The organism is Nocardia tengchongensis, assembly GCF_054781395.1.
The window spans coordinates 839,490-857,338 of sequence record NZ_BAAGUM010000006.1; the positions used below are offsets into that span (position 1 = coordinate 839,490).

17 protein-coding genes are annotated in these 17,849 nt (G+C 68.3%); 4 read left to right on the plus strand and 13 right to left on the minus strand.

Annotated features, from left to right (window positions below; genetic code table 11):
* Positions 1–8: 8 nt before the first annotated feature.
* The 3 genes from ACYVKL_RS14935 to ACYVKL_RS14945 form a co-directional block, all read right to left on the minus strand.
* Complete coding sequence (locus ACYVKL_RS14935) at positions 9–1,229, minus strand: hypothetical protein (protein WP_379163533.1); 1,221 nt, start codon at positions 1,227–1,229, stop codon at positions 9–11.
* Between the two features lie 156 nt (positions 1,230–1,385).
* On the minus strand, positions 1,386–2,084 hold the full coding sequence (locus ACYVKL_RS14940) for a CHAP domain-containing protein (RefSeq protein ID WP_379163536.1): 699 nt from the start codon (positions 2,082–2,084) through the stop codon (positions 1,386–1,388).
* 39 nt (positions 2,085–2,123) lie between these two features.
* The gene (locus ACYVKL_RS14945; protein WP_379163539.1) at positions 2,124–6,014 is read right to left on the minus strand and encodes an ATP-binding protein; all 3,891 of its coding nucleotides are present in this window, start codon (positions 6,012–6,014) and stop codon (positions 2,124–2,126) included.
* Between the two features lie 148 nt (positions 6,015–6,162).
* On the opposite strand from ACYVKL_RS14945, the gene ACYVKL_RS14950 reads away from it, so the two are divergent.
* A complete protein-coding gene (locus ACYVKL_RS14950; protein ID WP_357191258.1) occupies positions 6,163–6,639 on the plus strand; it encodes an MmyB family transcriptional regulator in 477 nt (158 codons plus the stop codon).
* A gap of 8 nt (positions 6,640–6,647) precedes the next feature.
* Here the strand turns inward: ACYVKL_RS14950 and ACYVKL_RS14955 are convergent, their stop codons facing one another.
* Positions 6,648–7,190 (minus strand): hypothetical protein, encoded by a 543-nt coding sequence (locus ACYVKL_RS14955; RefSeq protein ID WP_379163542.1) that lies wholly within the window; start codon positions 7,188–7,190, stop codon positions 6,648–6,650.
* Positions 7,191–7,381: 191 nt separating this feature from the next.
* Positions 7,382–8,068, minus strand: coding sequence for a GNAT family N-acetyltransferase (locus tag ACYVKL_RS14960; protein ID WP_379163545.1), 687 nt, complete (start codon positions 8,066–8,068; stop codon positions 7,382–7,384).
* Positions 8,069–8,513: 445 nt separating this feature from the next.
* Between ACYVKL_RS14960 and ACYVKL_RS14965 the strand changes: the two genes are divergently transcribed.
* Positions 8,514–8,744 carry a hypothetical protein gene (locus tag ACYVKL_RS14965; protein ID WP_379163548.1) on the plus strand — a complete coding sequence of 77 codons (231 nt, stop codon included), beginning with the start codon at positions 8,514–8,516 and terminating at the stop codon, positions 8,742–8,744.
* A gap of 56 nt (positions 8,745–8,800) precedes the next feature.
* Here the strand turns inward: ACYVKL_RS14965 and ychF are convergent, their stop codons facing one another.
* Together ychF and ACYVKL_RS14975 are read right to left on the minus strand one after the other, a co-directional pair.
* On the minus strand, positions 8,801–9,880 hold the full coding sequence (gene ychF, locus ACYVKL_RS14970) for a redox-regulated ATPase YchF (protein WP_379163551.1): 1,080 nt from the start codon (positions 9,878–9,880) through the stop codon (positions 8,801–8,803).
* A gap of 63 nt (positions 9,881–9,943) precedes the next feature.
* Positions 9,944–10,573 (minus strand): TIGR03086 family metal-binding protein, encoded by a 630-nt coding sequence (locus ACYVKL_RS14975; protein ID WP_379163554.1) that lies wholly within the window; start codon positions 10,571–10,573, stop codon positions 9,944–9,946.
* A gap of 101 nt (positions 10,574–10,674) precedes the next feature.
* Here ACYVKL_RS14975 and ACYVKL_RS14980 point away from each other — a divergent pair, with 101 nt between their 5' ends.
* Positions 10,675–11,625, plus strand: a complete 951-nt coding sequence (locus ACYVKL_RS14980; RefSeq protein WP_379163556.1) for a helix-turn-helix transcriptional regulator — start codon at positions 10,675–10,677, stop codon at positions 11,623–11,625.
* 1 nt (position 11,626) lies between these two features.
* Here the strand turns inward: ACYVKL_RS14980 and ACYVKL_RS14985 are convergent, their stop codons facing one another.
* Positions 11,627–12,535 carry a family 43 glycosylhydrolase gene (locus ACYVKL_RS14985; protein WP_379163559.1) on the minus strand — a complete coding sequence of 303 codons (909 nt, stop codon included), beginning with the start codon at positions 12,533–12,535 and terminating at the stop codon, positions 11,627–11,629.
* Positions 12,536–12,965: 430 nt separating this feature from the next.
* Here ACYVKL_RS14985 and ACYVKL_RS14990 point away from each other — a divergent pair, with 430 nt between their 5' ends.
* Positions 12,966–13,454, plus strand: coding sequence for an HIT family protein (locus ACYVKL_RS14990; protein ID WP_379163562.1), 489 nt, complete (start codon positions 12,966–12,968; stop codon positions 13,452–13,454).
* 188 nt (positions 13,455–13,642) lie between these two features.
* Here ACYVKL_RS14990 and ACYVKL_RS14995 read toward each other — a convergent pair whose 3' ends face one another.
* The 5 genes from ACYVKL_RS14995 to ACYVKL_RS15015 form a co-directional block, all read right to left on the minus strand.
* Entirely contained in the window at positions 13,643–13,960 is a 318-nt protein-coding gene (locus ACYVKL_RS14995) for a helix-turn-helix domain-containing protein (RefSeq protein WP_357191239.1), read from the minus strand.
* Positions 13,957–14,322 (minus strand): type II toxin-antitoxin system RelE/ParE family toxin, encoded by a 366-nt coding sequence (locus ACYVKL_RS15000; RefSeq protein WP_357191238.1) that lies wholly within the window; start codon positions 14,320–14,322, stop codon positions 13,957–13,959. The genes ACYVKL_RS14995 and ACYVKL_RS15000 overlap by 4 nt, the downstream gene beginning before the upstream one ends.
* A 112-nt stretch (positions 14,323–14,434) precedes the next feature.
* Positions 14,435–15,259, minus strand: coding sequence for a carbohydrate ABC transporter permease (locus ACYVKL_RS15005; protein WP_379163567.1), 825 nt, complete (start codon positions 15,257–15,259; stop codon positions 14,435–14,437).
* A complete protein-coding gene (locus tag ACYVKL_RS15010) occupies positions 15,256–16,149 on the minus strand; it encodes a carbohydrate ABC transporter permease (protein WP_357191234.1) in 894 nt (297 codons plus the stop codon). The genes ACYVKL_RS15005 and ACYVKL_RS15010 overlap by 4 nt, the downstream gene beginning before the upstream one ends.
* Complete coding sequence (locus tag ACYVKL_RS15015; protein WP_379163571.1) at positions 16,146–17,501, minus strand: ABC transporter substrate-binding protein; 1,356 nt, start codon at positions 17,499–17,501, stop codon at positions 16,146–16,148. Before ACYVKL_RS15015 ends, ACYVKL_RS15010 begins: the two co-directional genes overlap by 4 nt.
* Positions 17,502–17,849: the final 348 nt, after the last annotated feature.

Genomic DNA, 17,849 nt, shown 5'->3' on the forward strand with positions numbered 1-17,849 from the left:
CGAGAGGGTCAGACGCGGGTGGCGTTCAGCCGCGCGCCGACATCGATGGTGCGGCGCGACACGTCCGCCACCTCGGCCCGAACGACCATCGCCACCTGCGCGGCGATCTGCTTGCGCATGCCCGCCAGCTTGCCCAGGGCGGCTGCCCGCCAGCCCTCGGCCGTCATCTCCAGATCGATGTCGCGGGCCCGCGGCGGGGCGGCGTCGATGATGATCAGCAACGGTTCGGCGGCGCGCGCGGTGAGCGCCACCGGCACCTGCACCTCGGCCTTGTAGCGGTTGGTCTTCAGCACGTCGACGCTGATCTCCAGGCTCACCGGAATGGTGAGGTCGAAACGTACCAGCGCGGGATCGTGAACCTCCGCCGCCACCGCGGTGGCGACCGCGGATTCGGCTGCGGCCCTGGGCAATTCGGCGATCCGCGGCACGGGCGCCGGGGTCACGGCCACCGCCGCGGCCGGAGCCACCTTGGGGAGCCGCACGCTGCCCTGCACCCAGACCTCGGCCTTGTTGCCCGGCCCGGTGCGCAGCGGCCCGACCTCGATGGGTTTGCCGGCCATGGACTCCACCACCTGCCGCACCCGATCCGCGGTGACGATCAGGTCGAAGAACCGGTGCCCGAACTCGTCGTAGCCGATCCATTCGTGGGTGGTGCGGCCCTTGTACGCCGACCGGGTGCCGTCGAGGATGGCCTGTACGTCGAAGGTGCGGCCGCGCTGCGAGACCGGGTCGGCCAGGATCGCGTTGATGCGGTTGGCGACCTCGCGCTGCACCAGCTGGGCGATCGGGTTGAGCAGGACTTCCCACGCCGAGCCGATGGCCTGCGCGCGCATGACGAAACTGACGTCGCGGCCGGTGACCGGGGGAATGTCGATGACGATGAGCAGCGGATCGGCGGTGCGCGCGTGCATGGTGAGGTCGATCTCCACGACCGCTTCCAGCCGCAGTCGCTGTCCGCCGAGGGTGACGTCGACCCGCAGGCTGACCGGGAGCATGACGTCGAAGTGCACGTGCGGCGCGCGCCGAATGACGGTGGGTTTGCCGATGCTGCCCTTGGCGACGAAGCGGGCCAGTCCGGCGGGCCCGATGCCGAACGGGCCGATGGTGATGCCCTGCCCCGCCACGCTGGAGACCGCGGATTCGATCCGGGATTCCGTCACCGCCGCCGCCACGAAACGTTCGCCGAATTCGGCATACTCGATCCAGGTCGGTGCGTCGGACAACGTCATCCAGCTCTTTCGTCGGGCGGGGACCCCTGTCCTGCCGATGAGGGGGCAGCAGGACAGGGATCGATCGGCGACGCTGCCGGGCGCCGCCGAAACCCATCGTAAGCGGAAGGTGCGCTCAGTTGTACACCCCGCCCCGCGTGTTTCCAGAATGTGGAATCAGCGTGTTCCCAATCGCCCGAAACCGACCAGCCCCGTTGTGCCGGATGGGCGGAATTCATGGATGGCGACGCCACCGGATTCACCGGCTTCATTGCCACCCACCGTGGTGATCGTATCCGAATCCACCGCGATCACAATATTCGTGTGCTGATGGAACACACTCGAATCGGAGTACAGCACGACATCCCCGACATGCGGGAGATATCCACCGTTCGCCTCCTCGAAACGGTGTTGCCCCCGGTAGTACTCCTCCAACGTGTAAACGCCCGGTATCCGCCAAGATCCGGAATTCGGATTGTGCAACGGTTGTCCGGCGGCGCGCATGACCCAGCTCACGAAGTCCGCGCACCACGGTTCGGCAATACCCTCGGAGTATTTGTCGCGCCCGCTCTGTTCGTCGAATTGTTGTCGCAGCACATCCACCACACGGTTCTGCGCGGCGGTCAGGCCGGTGGAATCGATGGCGGGAAAATCGTGCACCAGCCCGCCGGACAGGGTGCGCGGACCGCTGAAAGGCATCGCGCCCGGATGCGCGTGCTGCCACCAGCGCACACCGGCCACTCCCCCGCCGGCGAGCGCCCCGATCACCAGCACCGCGAGGGCGGCGGCGAGCGCTCGGCGTGAGGTCACCCCGCGTGCGGGTCGCCCCGCGCGCTCGCGGCGTCCGTCCGGCGCGCGCCGATCCTCGATGGTCATGTGCCCCTCCCCCGTCCGGCCGGCGATCGGCCTCGAAGGTTAGGACGTCTCACACGGCTGTGAAGTTCCTTCGTCGGCCAGCGCGTTCGGTTCGATCCGGCGCCGGATCGGCCCGAGCCGCCCGGCCCGCATCAGGCCCAGGCCCACGGACGCGAGTTCGGCCAGTTCGGCTCGCAGCCGGGCCTGCAACTCCGCCCCGGCGGCCCGGTGGGCGGCGGCCCGTCCGTGTTCGCCGAGGTAGGTGGCCAGCTCGGCGAGGACGAAGTCCATCGGCCCCATCGCGGAGGCGCCGGTCTCCAGCCCGCAGACGGTGCCCGCGTAGGGCAGCAGCTGCCCGTAGATCTCGCGCGCCTCGACCGGATCGTCGAGGGCGATGGCGAGCCGGGCCTTCACGCCGGTGAAGGTGGACCAGAACTGCGGGGCCAGCGGGGGCGCGGCGGCCAGGGTGCGGCGGGCCTCCTCCGGGCGGCCCGCGTGCACCAGGGCCAGCGCGTATCCGTGGATGAACAGTTCGGGTTTGATCGCGGTGCGTTCACGCAGATCGACCAGGTACTCGGACATGTCCTCGCGCAGCCAGCCGATCGAGACGGCGATGCCGACGTGCAGCGCGTTGCCGTCGCGGGTCGGTTCGGCCGCACCCTCCCCGGAGCGCGCGACCAGGTCGTCCAGGTCCGGTCGCCCCTGGTCGAGCAGGCGCAGTACCTCATCGGTGTTGCCGCGCAACAGTTCCAGCACCATGCCGAAGGGCGCGATGGCGTCGAGCAGATGCCGCAGCTGCCCGTCGGTGGCGTACGCCCCCGCCTGGGCGGCGTGTTCGGCGGCGGACACCAGGTCGGCGTCGGCGAGGGTGGCGCGGAACAGCAGATAGTGTGCGAGCGCGCGGAATTCGGTGAGTTCGGCCTCGGTGGAGATTCGCAGCAGCTGGGAGGCATACCGTTTCAGGTCGTGGGCGCGCAGGAAGCCGCCCGCCGCGAACGCCGCGAACGCCTGCGCGTTGAGGACCGTGCACAGCAGGTCCGGATCGTCGAGCGGCTCGGCCAGCGCCATGGCCGTGGCGGCCAGCACCCGGGCCGCGGAGGGATCCTCGACGGCGCGATCGAAAACGGCGGTGACCTGCAACATGACTCGGGTGCGCACCGGCTGGACCGGATCGGCGGAGGCGAGGCGCAGCGGCGCCCGCAGGCCCGGGTCCGGGGTGTGCCAGTCGTGCACCGACCAGATCAGCGGTGTCGGCCAGCAGGTGACGGCATGCGCGAGCACCGCTGTCCCGCCGAGGGATTCGGCCAGTTCCAGTGCTTGGGCGCGGGCGGCCCGGGCCGCGATGTGCTGTCCGTCGTAGGCCAGTGCCACCACCAGCTCGCGGCGGGCCTCCAGTACGGCCAGCCGATCCGCGCGCGTCGCGGTGTGCTCGGTGTGTCCGGCCAGGTCGTGCAGTGCCAGCACCGATCGCCACCGCCGGACCGCGTCGGCCCGCATCCGTCGTTCCACGCACCGCCGCGCCGCGGCGCGTACGTAAGGCAGTGCCACCGTGGCGGTTTCGGTATCGGCGCCGAGCGCGGCGTGATGGGCGAGCGCGTCGATGTCCCGGCCGCGCGGCACCGGCGGAGAGGTGAGCTCGGCCACGCCCCCGACGGTCGCGGCCGAGCTCAGTCCGGTGGCCGCGGTTCCGGCCATGATTTCCCCGGCGCCACCGAGGGCCATCGCGGACCGTCCGTAGGCCCGGCCGGTCGAGCCGGATTGCCCTGCGGCGCCGCTGATTCCGGCCCGGAACAGGTCGGCCAGCCGCAGCGAGGCGGCGGACCTGGCGGGCGCGTAGGCCTGCGGGCCGCGGCCGTTCAGGGCGTCGCGGGCGGCGGCGACCTGGTCGGCGCCGCGCAGCGCGGACAGGGTCCGGTCGATCCGGGATCCGTTGGCGTAGCGGGGCATTCCGAGCAGTGCCGCGACCACCTCGTCCGCGCCGCGCAGGGCGGACAGGGTCCGGTCCTCCGCGATCGGGAAGCCCGCGCCGTCGGTGCGGTGCTGGGTGGACGGTCGCCCGGAACCCGTGTCCGGTCCCGCGGGGTGCTCGGTGACGGGTGCGTCCGGGTCGCGGCGCAGGTATTCGAAAGCGGCCCAGTGCATCCGGGTGCGGCGCACGCCGGGCAGGTCGTAGTAGACGGTTTCGCGGACCAGCGCGTGGTCGAAGGCGACGCGTCCGGCACGGTCGGTGCGCAGCAGGCGGGCCGATTCGGCGGTGGCGATCAGGTCGATGACGGTGTCGTCGGACTGTCCGGCGGAGGCCGCGAGGGTGGCGATGTCGCTGTCACCCCAGACCGAGAGGTGGCGCAGCAGATCCACCACGCCCGGCGGGAGCTGCGCGATCCGGCGGCCGAGCAGGTCGCGCACGCTGTCGGGCAGGGCGTCGGTGGTGCCCTGGGTGGCAACCAGTTTGGCGAGTTCGCGCACGAACAGCGGGTTGCCGCCGGTGCGGCGGCGCAGCAGTTCGACGGTGCGGTCGTCGAGCGCGGTGAGTCCGGCCGCGGCCGCGGCCCGGCGGGTGCCGGCCATGTCGAGGCCGTCGAGTTCGATCCGGTCGGCGGTGAACAGGGCCAGCGCGGCGGCGGTGTCGCGGACGCCGGGTCCGGCCTCGGTGCCGCGCAGGGTGGCCACGATCAGGATCGGGCTGTCGCGCAGCCAGTTCACCACCTGCCGCAGCACCTGCAGGGTGGCGGTGTCGGCGCCGTGCACGTCCTCGAGCACGATGGCGACCGGCGATCCCGCCGAGCGTTCCCGGCAGGATCGGACCACCCGCCGGGCCAGGGTGAAAGCGTCGGCGGCGGTGAAGGTTTCGGGGTCGGCGGCGTCCAGGCCGGTGAGCACCTCGGCCCAGGACCAGGCGGGCGGCGCGGAGTCGACCTCGGGGCAGCGGCCGAAGACGGTGGCCCAGCCGCGTTCGCTCAGGTGCGTGGTGATGGCGGTGGCGAGGGTGGTCTTGCCGGCTCCGGCCTCACCGGAGAGCCAGACCAGGCGCACATGCCCGGCGGCCGCGGCCTCGGCGGCGGCCAGCACGGCGTCGCGCTGGCCGGCATATCCGCTGTCCGGCAGGGGTTCCGGGGCGGGCAGGGGCTCGGGTTCGGCGGGCCGCACGACCGGGACCGGGACGACGGTCTCGGTGTCCACCGAGTGGGTGAGGATGGCGGTCTCCAGATCCCGCAGTCCGGGACCGGGATCCACGCCGAATTCGAGGGTGAGGAATTCGCGGCTGCGGCGCACGGTGGCGAGCGCGTCCAGCGACTGCCCCAACCGGTACTGGGCCACGGCCAGCAGTCGCGCGCATTCCTCTCGCCCCGGATGTTCCTCGAGGATGGGCCGCAAGGCCAGCACCACTTCGGCGGGCCGGTTCATTTCCAGTGCCGCCTGCGCGCGCAGTTCGGCGGCGGTCAGCTTCAACGCCTGCAGGCGGGCGGTTTCCTGGGCGGCCCAGGTCATGGCGGGGAAGGATTCGAAGGCCCCGCCGTGCCAGCAGGCGAGTGCGGAGTCCAGCACCCGCACCTGTTCGAGCGGATCGGGCCGGCGGGCGGGATCGCGCATGGCGGCCTCGTGGCCGTGCAGCAGCTGTTCGAAGAGCCAGGAATCGACTTGGTTCGGCTCGAGGTTGAGCGCGTAGCCGTGCGACTCGGACACGATGATCCGCGAGTGGGCCCGGCGCGGTCGGTCGGGTTCGAAGACGCGGCGCAGGTTGTGGATGTACACCTGCAGCGCGGCAACGGCTTTGGCGGGCGGGTCGCCGTGCCAGAGGTCGTCGATGAGCCGTTCGGTGGGCACCACCCGGCCACCTGCGGCGACGAGTCGCCCCAGGACGGCACACTGCATGGGCGCGCCTGGAGGCACGCGCTGTCCATCGATGCTGATGTGCAGCGGACCCAGCACACCGATCCGTATGAGCGCCATTCCCGTGTCCGACCCCCGTACCCACTTCGAATAAAACCAAACAGGATGCTCTCAATATGGCAGAAATTCTGCGACAGTACCCAGTCTTGTGATTCGGCTTAACTCGATACGAAGTCATTCCGAAGAGCTATCCCGCACACTGCTCAGGGTGTTCGACCCCTCTCCGCCGCCCGACGCCGATCTCGCGGTGCTACACAGCCTCCCGCATCCGGCCTGCCTGCACGACGGCGGCTACGACGTGGTCGCCGCGAACGATGCCTTCCGGAAGCTGTTCCCCGGCACCGGTCCGGGCGCGAATCTGATGACCGCCATCCTGCTCGAACCCATGGCCCGCTATCGGCTGGGCGACTGGGAGGCCGAGGCGCAGGTGATGGTGTCGGCGTTCCGCGCCGCCGCCCCCGAGCTGCGGCCCGAGCGGGTCGAGGAGATCGTCAATCTGGCCCGCCGCTCCCCCGACTGGGATCGGCTGTGGGACACCGAGGTGGTCCCGGCCACGCCCTATGAGCGCACGGTGCTGATGAACGATCCGATGACCCGCAAGGAACGCCGGATGTACGTGCAGACCTTCGAGTTCCGCTCACCGCAGCGGCCCTGGTGGCTGCTGACCGTGGTGCCCTTCGACTAGCCGGGGGCTCAGGCCTCCGCGGCCGGGATCTCGAACCAGCCGTCCTCGGGTTCGGCGTACCCGTGGTACATGAGCGGGATGCGACGGTCCACGCCGAAGTGCCGGTACACCGCGAGCATCGCGGTGCGCACGGCGTAGTCGTGGAAGTCGTCGATGCGTCGCGGGCCCAGCCAGTGCTCGGGTAGCAGCGCGAGCCGTGTCATCTCGTCCGGATCGTCCATGTCCAGGCCGATGGGCTCGGGGTCGGCGATGTAGTGATCGTGCAGCACCACGTGCACCCGGTGCGGGTCGTGCCGGCCTTCGCCGAAAGCGCGGAAGCGGGTCCGGATGTTCGGTGCGCCGTGCTCCTGCAACCAGTCGATGAGATGCGGGTTGGGGCAGGGAATCGGGGTCGCGGACAACGGGGTCCGCACGGCGAGGGTCGTCTGCTCGACCAGGTGCAGGACACCGGCGCCGGGGACGCGGGGTTCGGGGACGAGGAACAGGCTCAGGACCGGGGATCCGGACAGGTTGTCGGCGAGGCAGACTTTCGTGCGCATGGGGTCGGGCATGCGCCGCTCCTTCGGGGCGAACGGTTGCTGGCTTGGTCATCCGAGATGGTGCCGGCTCGTCGAGTCACCAGACTCGGACAGGTCTTCCTCGACGCCGACCAGTGCAACACCCGGAATTATAGTCGCCGAACATCGACCGGACCGACCGGTCTTCCGGCCGATCCGATCGTTGTTCGGTGCTGTGTGAGCGCCTACGCGCCGACCAGCCGGCTGCGCGTGCGCCGCCGGGACGGCAGCGCCGCCAGCTGCCCTTCGATGGTGGCCCGCACGGTCGGCCACTCCTCCTCCAGGATCGAGTAGAAGGCCGTACTGCGCACCTCCCCGTCGAGCCCGCGCGAATGCGCCCGCCGCACCCCGTCACTGGTGGCGCCGAGTCGCTCGATCGCCATGCGGGAGCGCAGGTTCCGGACATCGGCGCGCATGGCGATGCGCCTGACCCGCCACACCTCGAAGGCGTGCTGCAGCAACAGCAGTTTGGACTCCAGATTGATGCCCGAACCGCGTGCTTCCCGGGACAGCCAGGTGTTCCCGATCTCGGCGGCGTCGGGCACCGCCAGCAGCGGATCGTCGCTGGGTGCGCCGTGAACCAGGGGCCACACCACCGGCCCCTGCCAATAGTCGAAGCGAGTGAACCGGGTCGACCCCAGCACCCGCCCGCCGGCCACGGCGACGATGGCGAAGGCGAGCGAGGTCCCCGAGGCATGCCCGGCCAGCGCCTGGGCGATGTATTCCAGCGCCTCGTCCGCACCGTGCGGGACAGGCGTGAACGCATAATCGTCGCGATTCCCCGCCGCGGCCTCCACGAGACCCGAAGCATGCTGCGGCGCAAGGGGTTCCAGCCGTACGAAACGGCCGGTCAGAGTTACGGGTACGGGCACGTTCCCTCGATCTTTCGGAGACGGTCGGGGGTCGCGTCAGGCATTGGCCGCCCCGGCCACCCACTCCGGAATCGACGAACCAGCCCTGGCGCGCCAGTAGCAGCATCGGATAGTGGGATGAACGATAGCGGAACACCAGCGCACCGCGCCGCAGGCGGCATGTAAATTTCGAGCGCTTTCCCGCGCGTCGCGCCCGGCATTTCACAGGTGTCATTCAGCCGGTTCCAAGCCGCCCGTCCGCTACCACCCCGCGACCCCGCCCCTGCCCGAATACCTATGCGCCGGAAGGTATTACTACGCCCCTGGTAACCGACCGGTACACCGCCGAGAGTCTCGTTCAGGTCTCGCCGGAACACAGTGCTGCAACATCCATGGTTTGCGAGCGAACTGTGGGCTAGCTTCCGGTGTTACGGACGCTTCGGGAACTGGACGCAAGGAGGCCACCATGAGAGCCAAGCGTGCGGCTACAGGGCTCGCCGCAGCCATGATCGCGGTGACGTTCGGCGGCGGTGTGGCCATCGCCGATCCAGACGATTCGGGTACTGACCCCAATTCCCAGATGTGCCCGTACCCCGACGTGAACAACCCCTATTGCACGAATTTCCCCGATGATCACAACCAAGAGGGCGATATGGGCAACGGGCACGACGAAGGCGATGCCGGCGGTCACCGCTGAAACGCACGCGAGCCCCCACCCGGATGCCGGGCGGGGGCTCGCGTTCGCGCTGAACGTCAGACGTTGAAGCGGAACTCCACGACGTCGCCGTCGGCCATGACATAGTCCTTGCCTTCGATGCGGACCTTGCCCGCGGCCTTGGCCGCCGCCATGGAACCCGCTTCGACCAGGTCGTCGAAGGCGACGATTTCGGCCTTGATGAAACCGCGTTCGAAGTCGGTGTGGATGACGCCCGCCGCCTTGGGCGCGGTGTCACCCTGGTGGATGGTCCAGGCCCGGGATTCCTTGGGTCCGGCGGTCAGGTAGGTCTGCAGGCCGAGGGTGTGGAAGCCGGCGCGGGCCAGGGCGTGCAGGCCGGGCTCGGACTGGCCGATGGACTCGAGCAGTTCGAGGGCGGACTCGTCGTCGAGTTCGATGAGTTCGGACTCGATCTTGGCGTCCAGGAACACGGCGTCGGCGGGGGCGACGGCGGCCTTGAGTTCGGCCTTCTTCGCCTCGTCGGTCAGCACCGATTCATCGGCATTGAAGACATAGAGGAACGGCTTGATGGTGAGCAGGGAGAGTTCCTTGAGGAGCTCCACATCCAGCTCATTCTGCGCGGCGAACAGGGTGCGGCCGCTGTCCAGGATTTCCTGCGCCTGCTTGGCCGCATCGGCGACCGGCTTGCGGTCCTTCTTGATGCGGGCTTCCTTGTCGAGGCGCACCACCGCCTTCTCCAAGGTCTGCATATCGGCGAGGATCAGCTCGGTTTCGATGACCTCGATATCGGCGAAGGGATCGACCTTGCCGTCGACGTGCACCACGTCGTCATCGGCGAACACGCGCACGACCTGGCAGATGGCGTCGGCCTCACGAATATTGGCCAGGAACTTGTTGCCCAGGCCCTCACCCACGGACGCGCCCTTGACGATGCCGGCGATATCCACGAACGTCACGACGGCGGGGAGCTGACGCTCGGAACCGAAGATCCCGGCGAGCGTGGCCAGCCTCGGATCGGGCAGCGGGACGACGCCGGTATTCGGCTCGATGGTGGCGAACGGGTAGTTCGCTGCCAATACGTCGTTGCGGGTCAGCGCATTGAACAGCGTCGACTTTCCGACGTTGGGCAGGCCGACGATTCCGAGGGTGAGACTCACGAGAGCAGGAGTCTACCCGGCCCGTCGGCCCCCACCGTCACCGCAGGTCCGGGCCCGAGCCGGTCAGACCCGCGGGTCGCGGCCGAGGTAGGCCAGCAGCTCGGCCACCACCGGGGTGGCGGTGGCGGGCACCTCGGTGACGACGGCGGCGAAGACTCCGTAGTCGCGCAGCGGCTCGATGAGGCCGCGGGCGGCGGTGAGCAGGTGGCCGGCCAGCTCGTCGGTGAGGGGCGAGGGCTGTCCGGTGCCGACGGCAATGTCCCAGGCGTGGACGGCGGCGTCGAGCGCGCACATGACGGCCGCGACCGGGGTGGGGAGTTCGCCGTGCGGCAGCGGGGTGGGGACGGTGTCGGTGCCGTCGGTGACGGTGGCCCAGGCGGTGGCGGTGGGTTCGACTGCGGCGGAAACCAATTCGGTCGCGCCGCCGTCGATGCTGCCGGACGGTTCGAAGGGGTTGTAGGCGGGGCCGTCGCCGATGCCGAGGAACTTGGCGTAGGCCAGCTGGTCGCCCGCGGCGTGCTGAACCACCTGGGTGACAGTCCATTCCGAGCAGGGCGTGGGGTTGTCCCACTGGTCCGGGGCCACCCCGGCGACGGCGTCGGCGAGTGCGCGGTGGGAGGCGGCGAGCACGTCGCGCCACACGGGGGCCAGGAGGGCGGCGGGCGAGTTGTCGGTCTGCGGGGTGGCGTTCATTGTTCTTGCCTCTCAGGTCGTTTCGATCCGTTGAGACAAAGGTATGACCTGATTAGGCTAGATTTGTTCCTAATCAACCTGGCCGAGCGAAGGGACTTTTCGTGACCTCCCCCACAACCCGTTTGCTCCGCCTGCTGACGCTCCTCCAGGAAGGCACTCGCACCGGCCGTGACCTGGCCGAACGCATGGATGTCACCGACCGCACCCTGCGTCAGGACATCGCCCGGCTCCGCGATCTCGGCTATCCCGTGCACGCCGCGCGGGGTCCGGTCGGCGGCTACCGCCTCGGCCAGGGCGCCACCATGCCGCCGCTGCTGCTCGACGATGACGAGGCCGTCGCGGTGGCGGTGGCCATGAACGTGGCCGCCGACGGCAGCACCGGCATCACCGATATCCAGGCCAATCTCGAACGCGCCCAATCGAAACTCGACCGCATTCTGCCGAAACGCCTGCAACGCAAGGTGACCGCCCTGCGCGCGGTCACCGATATCGGCCCGGCCGTCACCGGCTCCCGGGAACCGGACGCGCCCGTGCCCGCCGAAACCCTCGCCACCCTGGCCACCGCCATCCGCGCCACCACCACCCTGCGCGCCGACGACGCCGAAGTGGAGCCGTACCGACTCATCAGCTGGCAACGCCGCTGGTATCTGGTCGCCTACTCGCTCGAATCGCACACCTGGCGTGCTCTACCGGTGGCGTCGATCATCGAAATCTCGCCCGGCACTCGTCATTTCGCGCCACGGTCCCTGCCCGACACCGATCTGGTCGCCTTCGTCCTGCGTGAAATAGCTTCCACCGGTTGGCAAGTCCATGCCCGGGTCACCGTCCTGGCCCCCGCCGAAACGGTCATCGCCCGGATCAATCCCACGGTTGGCGTGGTCGAGCCGGTCGACGACGCCTCATGCCTGCTGCTGACCGGCGCGGACCGGCTCGAAACCATCGCCATCTACCTGAGCATGCTGATGATGGACTTCCGGGTGGACAGCCCACCCGAACTCGTGACCCATATCCGCACGCTCGCCCGCCGCTACGCGGCCGCGACCGCGTCGTGAGCTATCGGGCGCCGATCTGTTCGGACAGCACCGTGACGTGCCGGACGGTTCCGGACAATTCCGGTAGCTGGACGGGTGCGGTCCAGGTGCGGAAGCCGTCGACGCTGTCGCTGTAGAAGTACTGCGCGTCGGTGTACGCGTCGAAGTAGATCCGATGGCCACCGTCCGGCAGCGCGATCACGCACTGCCCTTCGCGGGGCGCGCCCCACCCGGCCCAGTCGCCGGTGTTGATGAACCGGTACGGCCCGAACGGCCCGGACGCGACGGCGAGCTCGATGAACTTGGTGGATTCGTTCTTGGCGAACGCGTAGTAGTTTCCGGCGTACGGAATGACGGTGGTGTCGATGAATCCGAGATGCCCCGGCTGCTGCGGACCGACCCCGATCAGGGGAATCGGCGGGCTCCAGATCGGCCGGGCCGGGTCGGCGGCGATCATCAGGTAGGGGGTGAAGCCGTGGCCCTGCGAGATGGAAACCAGCACCCCGACGAAGCCGGAGATGCAGGTGAACCATTTCGGCGCCCAAGCGGCTTCGGCTTTGGGTACCGGCACCGGGTAGTCGGACAGGTGCGTCCAATTGACCCGATCGGTGCTGCGCGCGAATCCGATGGTGTGCCCGTCCCCGGCGGTGGTGTAGGTGATGTAGTACGCGCCGTCGGTGTGCCGCATCAGGCTGGGGTCCCGCACCAGCCCGGCAGGCGGCCGATAGGCCCCGGCCCGCAGCAACCCGAAGTTCGTCGCGTCCTCGGATTCGTAGACGCGCAGCTCGGTATCACTGTCATTGGTGAACGCGGTCATCGTGTACCGCGTCGCCGCCGCCGCCCGCGCGACCGGCGCTCGCCCGCCCGCCGCCAAGGGCAGCAGGGCCATCGAAGCCAGCACCGACCGACGATTCCACTGGATCACGCCCATTCACGGCATTATTCAATCCCCGATAGCCGACACATAGCCGACGCGCCGACCCTGAGTGAAGCCCGGACCGGATAAACGGTCTCATTCTGGAAAATTCCTCCCCCGCTGTCGATTTCGATCTCCCCAACCGACCGTGCGGTTATCGAGCTCGAGGGATGATCGGATCAAGACCTGAGCTTTGCGGCGTCGGCATCAACAAGTCCCACCGCCCCGACTGCAAGAAGCCGGCCGACGACATCCAGAACTACGTCACCAGCAGCGAGTGGAAGGCCGACTTCCTCGGCGCCTTCCCCGACCTGGCCACCCGAGACCGCTGGAAGGATTTCCAGCCGAAGCCCGAAAACGTCAACTCCTGGTCCTGCCGAGACAAATCTCCCCAACTGACCGGGATCGATCAGTCGCTCTGTCCCCCACCAGAACTGGGACCCTCATGCCGAACTCCGACCCCGCCCCCATCGACTACCGCGTCGACTCCATCGGCGCAGCCCGCCAGGGCACCAACCCCGACGTCCTCGCCCGCATGCAAACGGGCTGGGCAGTAATCGGCTCCAACCAACACCTCCCCGGCTACTGCCTCCTGATCCACGACGGCACCGCCGACCACCTATCCGACCTCCCCCGCCCCGCCCGCCTGGCCTTCATGCACGACCTGATCCTCCTGGGCGAAGCCGTCGAACAAGCCTGCCGCACAACCGACCCCGCCTTCTGGCGCATCAACTACGAAGTCCTGGGCAACAGCTGGCCCCACCTCCACGCCCACATCCACCCCCGCTACCTCTGGGAACCCGACCACCTCCGCACCGGCCCCATCCACCTCTACGGCCCAACCCGCCAATCCCCTGAACACCACCTCGGCCCCCAACACGACCCCCTCCGCGCCGCAATCACCCAGGCCCTGAAAGACCGCCTAGCCACCTAGAACTCGGCAAGGTCACCGGCATCTGCGTCCGGCGTCACGGGCTCGCCGAGTCGAGTAGCTCGGTCCAGCTGCGCGTGATCAACTCCGTGTACAGGTCGGCGGAGATGTGCCGTTCGGGCATGGAAGGTCTGGGATCAGGTCGGTTCCCTCACATTCAGCTACAACTGAAGTCCATCGATGTCTGATGCTCAGGCGATAGCCGAAATCTCCCCGTCCTCGAAGTGGATGGACTGGTGCAGGCGGCCACCAAGGGCGGCCGCGTACCGTGCCAGTAGTTCGTAGCCGGCGATGTCTCCTTGCTCGATCTGGGAGATCCGCCCCTTTGTCACCCCCATCCGCTGGGCGAGCTGCTGCTGCGTCATCCCCCTGGAGCGCCGAATCTCGGCTAGCCGATGACCGATCATCTCCGCGAGCAGTTCTTCTTTCCCCGCGGCAACGGCGTCTTCGCCGCCGGCCCGTTCGACGAACTCTCCGCGGATGTCCCGCCACCTCGAGTACCCGCTCATCCGCGATCCTCCATCTCTTCCCGTCGCTCCGTCAGATAGCTCTCATATCGCTGCTCTGCCAGTGGAATCGCCGCCCGATACCAAGACTGCCATCGCTTGTGCTTGTCGCCCGCTACCAGCATGATCGACGACCGCCACGGGTCGAAGGCGAACAGGATGCGTACTGTGCCCGACCGCAGTTCCTTCAGATTCGGAATGGCCGAGCCCGCAACGGTGTCTACCAACGGACGCCCGAGGCCCGGGCCGAACTCCGCCAATAGGTCAATAGCCTGCACCACCCGTCGATAGTCGGGTTCTTCCAACTGTGCGATCCACTGACGGACCTCGTCGACCACGTAGATATCCCACTCTTGGTCTGCCACCCGGCGAAGTATAGGAATAACTATACCTGCCGGGGCTCCTTCACCCTATTTCAACCTCCTCAACTCACCAGTCCGGCACATCCAGTACACAATCGGCGCGTGGCCTCGGCGGCTAGCGGCCGCCGAGGCCGGAGAGGGCTATGCCTCGGACGAAGGCTCGTTGGGCGACGGCGTAGATGAGGAGGAGGGGGAGGAGGATGACTGTTGCTGCGGACATGAGGAGGGGCCAGTTGGTGGAGTATTGGCTTTGGAGGCGGACCAGGCCGAGGGTGGCGGTGGCGTAGTCGTTGCGTTGGATCATGATCAGGGGCCAGAGGAAGTCGTTCCAGACTGTGATCCAGGTGAGGACCGCCAGGACCATGACGGCGGGTTTGGTGTGTGGGAGGAGGACTCGCCAATAGGTTTGCCAGGGGGTGCAGCCGTCGAGGGTGGCGGCTTCCTCCAGTTCTGTTGGGAGGGTGCGGAAGAACTGGCGCATGAGGTAGGTGCCGAAGGCGCTGCCGAAGAGGCCGGGGACGATCATGGACCAGGGGGTGTCCATCCAGCCGAAGGCCCGCATCAGGAGGAATTGGGGGATGACGGTGACGGTCAGCGGGACCATCAGGGTGGCGAGGTAGCCGAGGAACAAGGTTTCGCGGCCGGGGAAGGTCAGGCGGGCGAAGGCGTAGCCGGCCAGGGAGCAGAAGAAGACTTGGCCGGCGGTGACGCAGGCGGCGTAGACGACGGTGTTGAGGAGCATGTGGCCCAGCGGGATCGAGGCGAAAGCTTCTCGGTAGTTGGACCATTGGGGATGGGCGGGGAACGGGGTGGCGTCGGTGAGTTCACCGTCGGACTTCAAGGAGGCGGAGACGGACCAGAGGATCGGGGTCAGGGCGCACCAGGCCACCAGGATGAGCGCCAGGTAGCTGAGCAAACCGGTGATCAGGCGGCGTTTCACAGGTCGACCTCCGCACGGCGGGACAGCCACTGGTGGATCAAGGTGAAGGCCAACAGGATCGCGAAGATCACCCAGGCCAGCGCGCAGGCGTAGCCGACCTCGTAGAAGCGGAAGGCGTTCTGGAACAGCATGATCCCGAGGACATAGGTGCCGGTTTCGGGGCCGCCGTTGCTGCCGGTGAGGGCGTACGCCTGGTCGAAGGCTTGAACGGAGTTGATGACCGTGATGACCAGGACGAAGGAGAGGGCGCCCCGGATCAGGGGGATGGTGATGGAGTGGAAGCGGCGGAAACCGCTCGCACCGTCGATTCGCGCAGCCTCGTACAGGTTTTCGGGGACACCCTGCATGGCGGCCAGCAGGATGACCGTGGCGAAGGGGACCGACTTCCAGACGGTGACCAGGCTCAGGGAGACCATCGCCCAGTGCGGATCGGTCAGCCACGGGACCGGGCCGAGACCGACCCAGCCCAGCAGGATATTGGCCAACCCGTCGTCGCTGGCGAAGATGAAACGGAAAACCACCGCCATGGCCACGGTCGACGCCACCAAGGGGAGGAAGGCGATGGTGCGGAAGATCCCGACGGCACGCAGTTTTCGATTCAGCAGACCCGCCACGGCGAGGCTGATCACGACCGTCGGCACCAAGGTGAGCACCGTGAACATCGCCGTGTTACGCAGCGCTATATAGAACAGCGGGTCCTCGGAGAACAACCGCCGATAGTTCGCGATCCCGACGAAGCGCGGCGGGCTGAACAGATCCCACGAGTGGAAGCTCAGATACAGCGAGAAGCCCAACGGGAACAGCAGAAACACCAGGATCGCGGTCAGATTCGGTGCCACGAACAGTTTTCCGGCGCGCGCACGGCGTCGCTCCAGGGCCGAGCGGGTCATACCGCGGCCCGCAGCAGCTGGTCGATATCGTCGCTGGTCTGCCCACCCAGGGAGTCGGCCGTCGCGGCGCCCCGCAACACGCGATTGCAGCCTCGCTCCAGCAACGCCTCCACCTTGCCCCACAACGGCGTCACGGCCAGCGGCCGCGAATTCTCCGGCCCCTCGGTGAACACCTCCAGATTCCGCAGCTTGGGATGCGCCGCGGCGAACCCGGGCGACCGCATCGCCGACCGCAGCACCGGCACGAACAGCCCGGATTCGGCGATGATGGCCTGCCCTTCCGGCCCGGTCGCGAATTTCACGAATTCCCACGCCTGTTCGCGGCGCGGACTGCTCGCCGCGATCGCCAGTCCCGTACTGCCGATATCCGTGATCGCCCCCGGTCCCCCTTGCGGGCCGACCGGCAGCACCGTGACGTCGAAATCCAGACCGTCGTGATCGGTGAATTCCGAGTACAGCCAGTGCCCGCCCAGCAGCATGGCGGCACGCCCGCTGCGGAACAGGTCCTGCGCCGAAACGGACTGCCGGTCACCGACGCTGGGCGCGACCCGATGCCGTACGGCGAGGTCGGCGTAGAACTGGAGGCCCGCCGCGAACACGGGATCACCGAGGTTGGTGTGTTCCGGCCGCACCGGCGGGCTGAACCATTCGGTGCCGTTGTTCATGCCGAAGCAGGCCGCCGAGAAGTACGGCACCCAGGCGTCCACGAACCCCCACTGCCGGGTGCGGCCATCGGTGTCGCGGTGGGTGAGCACTCGCGCGGCCGTCAGGAACTCGTCGAACGTCCACGCCTGTGACCATCGCACCGGCGGCTGGATCCCGGCCTCGGCGAACAGATTCCGGTTGTAGTAGAGGAACACCCCCGACCACTGCTCGGGCAGCGCGTACTGCCCGCCGCCCCACACGAAGGTGTCGCGCAGCGTGGCGTATCCGTCCGCCCGCAGCCGCGCCGCGTAATCCGGTTCCCGGTCCAGGAATTCACGCAGGTCGACCAGCACTCCCCGATCCGCGAGCCCCGCGTACAGCAGCTCCCACGCCATCAGCACGTCCGGGCATTTGCCACCGGCGCAGTAGGTGAGCATCTGCTGCAAGGGATCCGGACCGGACATGATGGTGCGAATCCGGATATCGGGTCGCCGCCGCTGGAATTCGTCGATGATGCGCAGCCGGGTCCGCGCCTCCTCGGGCCGCGCCTGGAAGAAGAAGGTGACCGCGTCGTCGTCGCCGCCCGCGCACCCCCCGGCCGCCAGCATCGCGGCCGACAGGGCCGAGCGGAGCAGGCTGCGGCGGTCGAATCCGCCGCGCGCACCGTCGATCTCCCGCGAGTCCGCCGGGCGGGGCTGCTGCGGCATCGCGTCTCCTCGGGGTCGAGCGCGGCGAGTCGAAACAAGGGGACGGGGCGGCCGGAAGGATATATCCGTGAACTAAACGAACTAATGCCACCACCGTGACGTAGATCTCGAACCAGCATGGCAGCATACGGGGAGCAACCCGCGACACGTGGAGAACACGCGAACTCGCGGGCACCGCGCCGGACCGCAGCACCCCCGTCGAGCCCGGTACAGCGTCCCCCGGGCCACCCGTACCCGTCGGTACGACTCGCAGATGAACGGCTGGTCAAAGCCGATTCAGAGGCGTGTCGGTTGGGCTACGTTGTGACCATTTCAATCAGTGACCGTTGTACCGCACGGGAGAGTTGG